This window comes from Aeromonas sp. R7-4, assembly GCF_040908055.1.
GTDB classification, from domain to species: domain Bacteria; phylum Pseudomonadota; class Gammaproteobacteria; order Enterobacterales; family Aeromonadaceae; genus Aeromonas; species Aeromonas sanarellii.
The window spans coordinates 21,394-31,184 of the sequence record NZ_JBFODA010000029.1 but is presented as its reverse complement, the minus strand read 5'-3'; the positions used below and the strand labels follow the sequence as shown (position 1 = coordinate 31,184).

Annotated in this window: 10 protein-coding genes; 5 read left to right on the top strand and 5 right to left on the bottom strand. The window is 62.8% G+C overall.

What is annotated here, in order from left to right:
* Together AB5Y72_RS07215 and AB5Y72_RS07210 are read right to left on the bottom strand one after the other, a co-directional pair.
* Positions 1–1,346: cadherin domain-containing protein (locus AB5Y72_RS07215; protein ID WP_368198781.1), on the bottom strand; the 1,346-nt coding region annotated here is incomplete at its 3' end.
* 88 nt (positions 1,347–1,434) lie between these two features.
* The gene (locus tag AB5Y72_RS07210; RefSeq protein WP_325783726.1) at positions 1,435–1,761 is read right to left on the bottom strand and encodes a PilZ domain-containing protein; all 327 of its coding nucleotides are present in this window, start codon (positions 1,759–1,761) and stop codon (positions 1,435–1,437) included.
* A 173-nt stretch (positions 1,762–1,934) separates the two neighbouring features.
* Between AB5Y72_RS07210 and AB5Y72_RS07205 the strand changes: the two genes are divergently transcribed.
* Positions 1,935–2,606 carry a response regulator transcription factor gene (locus AB5Y72_RS07205; protein ID WP_325783725.1) on the top strand — a complete coding sequence of 224 codons (672 nt, stop codon included), beginning with the start codon at positions 1,935–1,937 and terminating at the stop codon, positions 2,604–2,606.
* A gap of 154 nt (positions 2,607–2,760) precedes the next feature.
* Here the strand turns inward: AB5Y72_RS07205 and AB5Y72_RS07200 are convergent, their stop codons facing one another.
* A complete protein-coding gene (locus tag AB5Y72_RS07200) occupies positions 2,761–3,129 on the bottom strand; it encodes an RNA polymerase-binding protein DksA (protein WP_042077763.1) in 369 nt (122 codons plus the stop codon).
* A gap of 96 nt (positions 3,130–3,225) precedes the next feature.
* Positions 3,226–4,170, bottom strand: a complete 945-nt coding sequence (gene dusC, locus AB5Y72_RS07195) for a tRNA dihydrouridine(16) synthase DusC (protein ID WP_318163286.1) — start codon at positions 4,168–4,170, stop codon at positions 3,226–3,228.
* 177 nt (positions 4,171–4,347) lie between these two features.
* On the opposite strand from dusC, the gene AB5Y72_RS07190 reads away from it, so the two are divergent.
* The 4 genes from AB5Y72_RS07190 (at position 4,348) to AB5Y72_RS07175 (ending at position 8,543) form a co-directional block, all read left to right on the top strand.
* Positions 4,348–4,725 (top strand): YbaN family protein, encoded by a 378-nt coding sequence (locus tag AB5Y72_RS07190; protein ID WP_325783724.1) that lies wholly within the window; start codon positions 4,348–4,350, stop codon positions 4,723–4,725.
* A 133-nt stretch (positions 4,726–4,858) separates the two neighbouring features.
* The gene (gene apt / locus AB5Y72_RS07185; RefSeq protein WP_325783723.1) at positions 4,859–5,404 is read left to right on the top strand and encodes an adenine phosphoribosyltransferase; all 546 of its coding nucleotides are present in this window, start codon (positions 4,859–4,861) and stop codon (positions 5,402–5,404) included.
* Positions 5,405–5,577: 173 nt separating this feature from the next.
* Positions 5,578–8,088, top strand: a complete 2,511-nt coding sequence (gene dnaX / locus AB5Y72_RS07180) for a DNA polymerase III subunit gamma/tau (protein WP_325783722.1) — start codon at positions 5,578–5,580, stop codon at positions 8,086–8,088.
* A gap of 125 nt (positions 8,089–8,213) precedes the next feature.
* A complete protein-coding gene (locus AB5Y72_RS07175; RefSeq protein ID WP_042077772.1) occupies positions 8,214–8,543 on the top strand; it encodes a YbaB/EbfC family nucleoid-associated protein in 330 nt (109 codons plus the stop codon).
* 454 nt (positions 8,544–8,997) lie between these two features.
* Here the strand turns inward: AB5Y72_RS07175 and ycaC are convergent, their stop codons facing one another.
* On the bottom strand, positions 8,998–9,624 hold the full coding sequence (gene ycaC, locus AB5Y72_RS07170) for an isochorismate family cysteine hydrolase YcaC (RefSeq protein ID WP_325783721.1): 627 nt from the start codon (positions 9,622–9,624) through the stop codon (positions 8,998–9,000).
* Between the last annotated feature and the right edge of the window lie 167 nt (positions 9,625–9,791).

Below are 9,791 nucleotides of genomic sequence, written 5' to 3'. Positions count from 1 at the left end.
TCGATGGCGGCGGCAACGGTGACCACGCCGGTGGCGGGATCGATGGCAAACAGGCCGCCGGGATTGCCGGACAGGCTGTAGGTGACGGCATTGGTGGTGGCGTCGGCGTCGCTGGCAAAGGCGGTGACGCCGACCAGGGAGCCGATGGCGATGTTCTCGTCGACGGTATTGGCGGCGGCGTTGGTGTCGGTCGGGGTAGTGACATCGAACTCGTCGACATCGTTGATGGCGATGGTGAAAGCCTGCTCGTCGAAGGCACTGCCATCGGAGACGCGTACCACCACTTCATAGGTGCTGTCGCCGTTGCTGTCGCCCGGGCTTTCCCGGTTGGGCGCGTTGACAAACGACAGGACGCCGGTGTTGGGATTTATGGTGAAGAGTCCTGCATCGGCGCCACCGACTATGGTGTAGGTCAGCAGCGCACCGAAGTCCGGGTCACTGGCCGTCACTGTGGTGACCACAGTGGTGTTTTCGTCGATGGCCAGAGCAGCCGAACTGCCGCCCCCGTTGGAGGTGATGGTGGGGCCGTTGTTCTGCACACCGAGGAAGTCGGTGTTGCTCAGGTCCTTGAGACCGTCGAGTTTGATCACCAGATCGGCCTGGCCGTCGCCGTTGGTATCGGCCTTGACGTAGGTGGCATTCTGCCCGGCGTTCTGCTCGTACCAGACACCGTTGATCAGGGAGGTGGTGCCTCCCCACTTGAGGTCGGTGGAACCCAGCAACGGGCGCAGGTCGATCTTGTCGTTGTCCGGGTTGGCGTCATGCACACCGGAAAAGTCACGGATAGTATCCATCCCGCCACTATTGGATTCCATCGCGCTCTGGTAGACGAAGAGGTCATTGCCGCTGCCGCCGCTCAGCAGATCGGCGCCATTGCCGCCCTGGAGGGTATCGTCACCGCCTTCACCGTAGACGGTGTCGTTGCCGTTGCCGGCATAGATATAGTCGTTGCCGCCACTTGCATGGCCATCGCCGTTGTCGCCATAGATGGTCTCCGAGCCATTGCCGCCGTAGATGGTGTCGCTGCCGGCGAGGGCTCGGCTCTGCTGCCGGTAGTCATCCCAGCCGTCGCCGTAGATGACGTCGTTACCGTTCTCGCTGTTGACAAGCGATGTCCCGATGACGTCGTTGCCGGATCCTCCATAGACGAGGTCCTGGCCGTTGCCGCCGGAGAGGGTATCGTCCCCGAGCCCGCCGTAGAGGGTATCCTCGCCGTTGCCGCCCAGCAGGGTGTCGCTCCCGCTGCCGCCGTCGAGCATGTCACTGCCATTGCCTCCATCTATGAGGTCGGCTCCTGTGCCGCCAAAGAGAGAGTCGTTTTTATTGGTGCCGCTGATGTCAGCCATGGGTCTGCTCCTTCAGAAAGCGGGAAGATGATTCGGTATGGAGACAAGATCGCCGTCCTGGCCATCTGCTCTTGCACCGCGCAACTCTTCACCTGGTGCAACTGTCGGGGATCTCTTTCACCAGCAGTTGCAGGTCTTTGATTTTGATGGCCATACCGGTGAGAGGGCCGTCCCGGTCTCGCCGCACTATCTGCCCGCAACACCGGATCTTCATGGCACCGTGCGTCACCCCCGGATCGAGATCGAAGCAGACGTCACTCCCTTCGTTCTCAGGCGTGGCGGCCTCCTCGAGTTGCAGGTAGCAGCCCCCGATGCTGATGTCCCGGGTGAACCCTGTCTGGCCCGAGAGCCGGACAGGTATCACCGTCCTGATGCGCTCATGCTGGCGAGCATGGATATGTGTGGGTGTTGTCATGCCGATTAGCCTAGGCCAGAAGAGGAAGATGAAAAATGGAAGAATCAGACCGATTTATGCGGGACAAAGTGTCGGTCGACCCAGGACAAAACCAGGATATTTCGACTAATTTGAGAGGGGACCATTGTCAGGCAGGATGCCTGTCACGTTGTCGTAGGCGTAGGGGGCGGGGTATGGATACCAGAATCAATGTCATCGTGATCTGCGACTTGCCGATTGTCGCATGGGGGTTGCGCGGGGCCATTAACGCTCAGCCCAACGAGATGGACGTCATCGCTTGCGTGGCCGATCCCGTCGAGGCTGTGCCGTGGATGGTGCCGGGCAAGACGTGTGTCGTCCTGTTCGATCTGGATGGCCGCAACGGCATCGACCAAATTCCGCCCCTGCTGTGCGATACCCACGTGCGCGTGCTGGTGATCGCCACTGCGCAGGGCACCGAACTGCAGGAGAGAGCGGTATTGGCCGGGGCCTGCGGCGCCATCAGCAAGCGGGAACCGGTGGAGGTGCTGTACAAGGCCATCCGCAAGGTGCACGGGGGCGAGTACTGGGTCGATCGCGCCGCCACCGAGCGGATCCTGATGGCCATCGCGAGGGAGAAGGGGGCTCACCACGCCGAGCAGGCGAAGATAGCGCGGCTGACCCGCAAGGAGAGACTGACCATCGCGGCCATTACCCTGGGCGTCGATGCCAATACCCTCGAGATCGCGCGGCGCCTCAACATCAGTGAGCACACCCTGCGCAATCACCTGACATCCATTTACGCCAAGCTGGGCATTCGCAATCGAATGGGCCTCTATGCCTATGCACAGAAGCATGCGCTGACAGAGCAAGGCTCCCAGACCTGAAACGCCTGTCGGCCTCCCAAGGCTGCGATGATCTTGCCGCAGGCCACCGGGGCCCGCGTGATGAAGGGGCCGGGGGCCCTTGTCGGGTGGAGAGTCAGCTATGGCCTTGGCAAGAGGGGGAGGGCATGGATGGCAATGGGCAGGGGAAGGCCCATCAGAGTTCGTGGGCGTGGAATCCCTTGCGATAGCGGGCTTCACAGCGCGGACAGCGCTGCAGGCTGGGATCCTGATCGAGCTGTTCGACGATGAGCGGCTCCTCGCAATCGGAGCAGAGGCCATAGAGCCCCAGCTCCATCTGGCAAAGCGCGGCGTCGATGCGCTTGAGGCGCGCCACGCTCTGCTCCACCTTGGGCAGATCGAGGCGACCGGTCAGGTCCACCAGCTGATCCCGCTCGCAGGATGCCACCTTCTGTGCCCAGTCGTCACGTCGACAGGCCTTGAGCTGGCCTATCAGCTCTTCTCTTGTTTGTGCCCAATCGGTCAGCAGGCGCTCATGCCATTCGGCCAACCGGGCTTGCGTCACTTCACACACAGCAGCCCCCAAAGACGAGTGATAAAACTCGGCCAGTATAGGGAAACCCGCGGTTTATCAAGATGACATGAGTCAAGTAAAAGTGGGTTAGCTCACAGTTTTCGCGGCTTGCAGCAAGGCGTCCCGGATAGGTCCTGTCTCTTTGTGCAGACGAATCTCCTGGAAAAGTACGGCAGCCTGGGGATATTCACGCTTGAGATAGCTGAACCACTGCTTGATCCGGCTGGGATAGTAGTCGGCCTTCTCGCTCGCCAGATCCTGCTCGGTGTAGGTCACCATCAGCTGCAGCACCTCGGCCCAGCTCATGTGGGGGCACCCCGTCTTCATCACATTGGCCAGGTTGGGCAGCGAGATGGCACCGCGTCCCACCATGAGGGCGTCGCAGCCGGAGACCCGGGCGCAGGTCAGGGCATCCTGGTGATCCCAGATCTCGCCGTTGGCGGTGACGGGAATGGGCAGGGCGCGGCGAATGGCGTCCACGTACTCCCAGTGGGCCGGGGCCTTGTAGCCTTCGCGCTTGGTGCGGGCATGGACTGCCAGCTCGTTGGCCCCTCCCTGATAGACGGCCTGGGCGTTGTCCAGATAGAGCTCCTTGTCATCATAACCCAGGCGGATCTTGGCACTGACCGGCAGGTGAGCGGGCACCGCGTCCCGTACCGCCTTGACGATGCGATAGACGGTTTCGGGCTCCTTGAGCAGCACGGCGCCCCCCTTGCTCTTGTTGACCGTGGGGGCGGGGCAGCCGAAGTTGAGATCCACGCCGGGGGAGCCGAGCTCGATGGCTCGCACTGCGTTTTCGGCGAGCCATTCCGGGTGCTGGCCCAGCAGCTGCACCCGTACCGGGGTGCCGGCGCGGGTCTTGCCATCCTGTCTGAGCTCGGGGCAGAGACGATGGAATACCTTGGCGGGCAGCAGCTGATCGACCACCCGGATGAATTCGCTGACGCAGAGGTCGTAATCGTTGACGGAGGTGAGCACCTCCCGCATCAGGTGATCCAGGACCCCCTGCATGGGGGCCAAAATAACGCGCATAGCTGCTTCCGAAGACAAGGGGAGAAAAAAGAGCGCAGATTGTAGTGGCAATGGCCGGGATTGTCAGCCGTCTGGCCACTCGATGAACCCAATCGATGGCCGCCGCCTGGGCCAGTCTGTCAGCTTCAGGGCCAACTCTGTTAGGCTAAAGGCAGAGATGCATTCAGAGGAGTACCCATGAAACGCTGGTGTCTGATGGCCTTGGGCTGGCTTGCCTTCGCCACCGGGATAGTCGGGATAGTCCTGCCCCTGCTGCCGACGACGCCCTTCATGCTGCTGGCGGCGGCCCTCTTTGCCCGATCCTCCCCCCGGTTTCACCGCTGGATGCTGGCTCACCCCTGGTTCGGCCCCCCCATCCTCGACTGGCAGCAGTATCGCGGCATTCGCCGTCATGCCAGACGTCGGGCGTTCGTCTTCATCCTGATCTCGTTCTCGGTGTCGCTCCTGGTGGTACCGCTGCCCTGGGTGAGGTGGTCGCTCGTTGTCATAATGGTGATCCTGCTCACCTGGTTGATGCGTCTGCCTGTGCTGGAGCCGGTTGCAATGAAGAAGTGAAATCCCTAAGCTATCGCGGCAATAATGCTATGGAGTCGGCTCGTCATTTTTGCGTGACGGGCCTTTTTATTGCCCCCAGGCGGAGATCCTATGTGCCGCCATAGCTGGGCTCAAAAAAATAAGCGGTCAAATAATGAATCCGGATACCCTGAAGTTTATCGAAGCGAGCATCAAGACCATTCCCGACTACCCGAAGCCGGGCGTCCTGTTTCGCGACATCACCAGCCTGATCGAGAATGCCGAGGCCTTCAAGGCCACCATCGATCTGCTGGCCGATCATTACCGTGATCAAGGGATCACCAAGATCGTCGGTACCGAGGCCCGCGGCTTCATCTTCGGCGCCCCGGTCGCCTACGCCATGGGGCTGGGTTTTGTGCCGGTGCGCAAGCCTGGCAAGCTGCCCCGCAGCGTCATCGAGGAGTCCTACGCCCTCGAGTACGGCACCGATACCCTGCAGTTGCACACCGATGCCATCGTGCCCGGTGACAAGGTGCTGGTAGTGGACGATCTGCTGGCCACCGGCGGCACCGTCGATGCCACCGTCAAGCTCATCCGCCGTGCCGGCGGTGAGGTGGTCGATGCCGCCTTCATCATCTCCCTGCCGTCCCTCGGTGGCGAGGCTCGCCTGACCGCCGCCGGCGTCAAGGTGATCTCCCTGGTGGAACTCGCGGGCGAGTAACCCCCCTGGCAGGCGGGCCTCGTCAACCTGCCGCCAGCCTCAGACCGGTGCCTGAATGGGCACCGGTTTGAAATTCAAGCGATCCCTCCCAAGGCGGCCGATAGTCCATACAGCCCTCCCGCCATTTGTGTTAGCATCCAGCCTCAATGCCTCGTTTTCCAGCATCGAGATCTATGAGCTATCAGGTTCTGGCGCGCAAATGGCGCCCCCATACGTTTGAACAAGTGGTTGGCCAGCAGCATGTGCTGACCGCCTTGACCAATGCCCTGGATCAGGGGCGGCTGCACCATGCCTATCTGCTGAGCGGCACCCGCGGGGTCGGCAAGACCACCATAGCCCGCATCCTGGCCAAGAGCCTCAACTGCGAGCAGGGGATCAGCAGCCATCCGTGCGGCGTATGCGATACCTGCCGCGAAATCGATCAGGGCAATTTCGTCGATCTGCTGGAGATCGATGCGGCCTCCCGCACCAAGGTGGAAGACACCCGCGAACTGCTGGACAACGTGCAGTACCGCCCGGCCCGCGGCCGCTTCAAGGTGTACCTCATCGACGAGGTGCACATGCTGTCGCGCCATAGCTTCAATGCGTTGCTCAAAACCCTGGAAGAGCCGCCCCCCTATGTGAAGTTCCTGCTGGCCACCACGGATCCGCAGAAGCTCCCCATCACCATCTTGTCGCGCTGCCTGCAGTTTCACCTCAAGAGCCTGGATCAGACCCAGATCGCCAAGCAGCTGGAGTGGGTGCTGGACAGGGAAGGCCAGCCGTTCGAGCCGCGCGCCTTGCTGGCGTTGGCCAAGGCGGCCGACGGCAGCATGCGCGACGCCCTGAGCCTGACGGATCAGGCGCTGGCCCACGGCAACGGCAGCGTGCGGCTCGACGCCGTGCTCGCCATGCTGGGGACACTCGATCATCACCACCTGCACCAGCTGCTGGAGGCGGTGCTGCGCCAGGACGCCCCGGCCACCATGGCCAAGATCACCGAAATCGCCACCCTGGGGCCGGATTTTGATCAGCTTCACGCCGAGCTGGAAGCCTTGCTCCATCGCGTCGCCATGGCCCAATTGCTGCCGGCCAGCGTACAGGAGCAGGGTGCGGATGCCGATGCCCTGTTGCAGCTCGCCCAGGCCATGAGCCCGGAGGAGGTGCAGCTCTGCTACCAGATCGTGCTCGGCGGGCGCAAGGATCTGCCCTGGGCGCCCGACGGGCGTACCGCGCTGGAGATGACCTGCCTGCGGATGCTGGCCTTTTCGCCGCGCCGCGAGGTACTGCACCCCGCCAATCTGACGGCCCTGCCCCCTTCCATGGCAGGGCTGGTCACCTCCTCTGCGGTGGGGAGGGAGACTGGTTCGATCCCGCCGGGAAAGCCTCAAGGGGCTGAGCCAGCCCCGCATCAGGGGACCAGGGCGATCGGTGCGAGCGAACCCGCAGCCATGGCGGCGAGCGGCCCCATGCCTGAGTTGCAGGCCGATGCACCGGCACCCGGTGACGATGAGCCCAATGCGAGCCTCTTTGCCGAGCAGAGCGAGCTGCTGCAAGCCGCAGAGCACATGGGGTACGAGGTGCAGTCCATGGCGCCTGAGGCGAGACCGGACGACCAGGTCGCCGCAAAGGAGGTCAGCGAGCCCGAATCGTCGCATTCTTCTCATGATGCCCCCGCTCCCGCGCCAGCCCAGGAGCCCGAGGCGGCGCCTTCGGCGGCCTCCAGCATGCAGAGCCTGCTGGGCAAGCGCAATCTGCTGCGCAGTCGCCTGCGCGGCGAGCAGAGCGCGGGCACCGCGCCCGCCCGGACGACCCCCAAACCGCTGGCTGTCGCAAAACCTGCGCCTGGTGTGCAAGCCGCCGTCCCCTCGTCCCTGGTTGCCGAACTACCTGTGGCGCGACCGGATAGTCAGGGGCAAGCGCCCGCCCTGGGGTATGACGACCTGCCGCCCCTCGATGCCTATGAAGAGAGCGGCAGTGACTACGAAGAGTATCTGAATCAAGGTTTCAGCGACGGGTTCGCCAGCGCCCTGCTGCCGGAGCGGGCGGCACCGGCCCCTCATCCTGCCACTGTGACCATGGCTCCCCCGGAGCAGGACCTGCCGCCCTGGGATCTGGACGCTGACGTCAGCCTGCGGGCCACGGCACCGTCGACTGCGCCGCTCTCGCCTCCCGTGGCCGAGCCTCAGGAGGCTGTGAGCAGGCCGGAACCCGCCGTCCCGGTGATGGAGACCATCGACTGGGACGCGCTGGAAAATGACGATCAGCCGGAGGAGGCGGGGGAGGTTTCCCGTCTGATCCCGTCCTCTCTCCTGGTCAACTGCGGCGATCCCTGGGCCGAGCTGATCGCCCGTACCGGGGTGGGGGGCCGGCTGCGCCAGCTCGCCATCAACTCAGTGATGAGCCAGCAGGGGGAGCTGGTCTCCCTCGTTCTCAAGCCAGAGCAGCGTCATCTGGTGAGCGACAAGGCCCGCGCCGATCTGGCCGAGATCATAGGCCCGGCATTGGGGGGCAGGGTGCGCATCGAGGTGACCCTGGGCACGGATCCCGAGCGGGAGACGCCGCTCGAGATTGAGCACCGTCTCTATCTCGGGGTCCGTGAGCAGGTGAGCCGGGATCTGGCGGCCGATCCCAACGTACAGTTTTTGCAGCAACGATTCGGCGCCGTGCTCCATCCCGAGAGCATCGAGCCCCTGAGTCGCTGACGCGCGGTCAAAAAACCGCGCCGGGGTCTGGATCCCCGTTGAAAAGCCTTTTGGCTGCCCCCACTTAGGGCAGATGAACCCACAGCCCGGCGCTGGATGCCGGATTTCAAGACGAGAGACGATCTATGTTTGGTAAAGGTGGAATGGGTAACCTGATGAAACAGGCCCAGCAGATGCAAGAGCGCATGCAGAAGATGCAGGAGCAGCTGGCCCAGATGGAAGTGGTCGGCGAAGCCGGCGCCGGCATGGTCAAGGTGACCATGGCAGGCAGCCACAGCGTGCGCCGCATCGAGATCGATCCCAGCCTGATGGAAGATGACAAGGAGATGCTGGAAGATCTGGTCGCCGCCGCCGTCAACGACGCCGTGCGCCGGGTGGAAGAGCAGAACAAGAGCAAGATGAGCGAGCTGACCGGCGGCATGCAATTGCCCCCGGGCTTCAAGATGCCGTTCTGAGGGCTGAACGCCTTTCAAATCTGGATGTCATGATCCATGGCTAGGGCGCAGCTGATAGGGTTCCTACCCTGTCAGCTGCGTTTTGTTTTTCCTCCACCCAGCCCACTATTGTGCCGGGCCTGTCTGGGCAAGGCGAAGTCCCCTTCCTGAATGCGCTGCGTCGCAGCTGTCCGTGTGGCAGGGCCTGGTGCTATGCCTTGCAGCCAGCCGGTATCCCCGCATTATCCGGCTTGCTGCGGGTTTGAGGCGCATCTGGCTCACCTGATCGAGAGAATATTGCCGCCCCGCTCACGAGTACCCATCTGATGGGGCGCACGTCACCATGAACGACGGATCTATTCCATACGCTAGAGCAGCAGCCTGACGCATTGATATGCTCGGGAGGAAGGGGGCATATAGCCCAGATGTGGCACCAGTAAAAGAAAAGGCCCCGGATTCCCGGGGCCGGTGTGTATTACTTGCTGCTCTGGACGGTGGTGTAGCTGTTGATCAGATTGCGATAGTCGGGGATGTGGTTGGCGAACAGGGTGCCCAGGCCTTCCACATCGTTGCGCCAGTCGCGGTGCAGTTCACAGGCGGCGCCAAACCAGTTCATCAGCTGCGCCCCAGCGGATGACATGCGATCCCAGGCCGAGTGACGGGTGATCTCGTTGAACGTTCCCGAGGCATCGGTGATGACAAACACCTCGTACCCCTCCTCGAGTGCGGACAGGGCCGGGAAGGCCACGCACACCTCGGTGACGATGCCGGCGATGATCAGCTGTTTCTTGCCGGTGGCCTTGACTGCCTTGACGAACTCCTCGTTGTCCCAGGCGTTGATCTGCCCGGGGCGAGCAATGTAAGGGGCATCCGGGAAGGTCTCCTTGAGCTCCGTCATCAATGGGCCGTTGGGCCCGTTTTCGAAACTGGTGGTCAGTATGGTGGGCAGCTGGAAATACTTGGCCGTCGCGGCCAGCGCCAGGACATTGTTGCGAAACTTGTCCGGCTCGATGTCGCGCACCAGGGAGGAGAGGCCGGCCTGGTGATCCACCAGCAGCACGGCAGCGTTGTGCTTGTCGAGTTTGACGTAGGGCTTGTTCATGACTTTTCTCCAGGTTTGTTGGTCAGGACATTCACGCTGGGGATCCAGCACTTCGTGGTTGTTGCAGGACGATTGGTGCCTTGTCGTTCGACCGCCTCCACCGGGCTCTCCAGGGGGAGCAGGCCAGCCAGCACGGGAGCCAGTGTGATGCCCTGCGCCATCCCGGC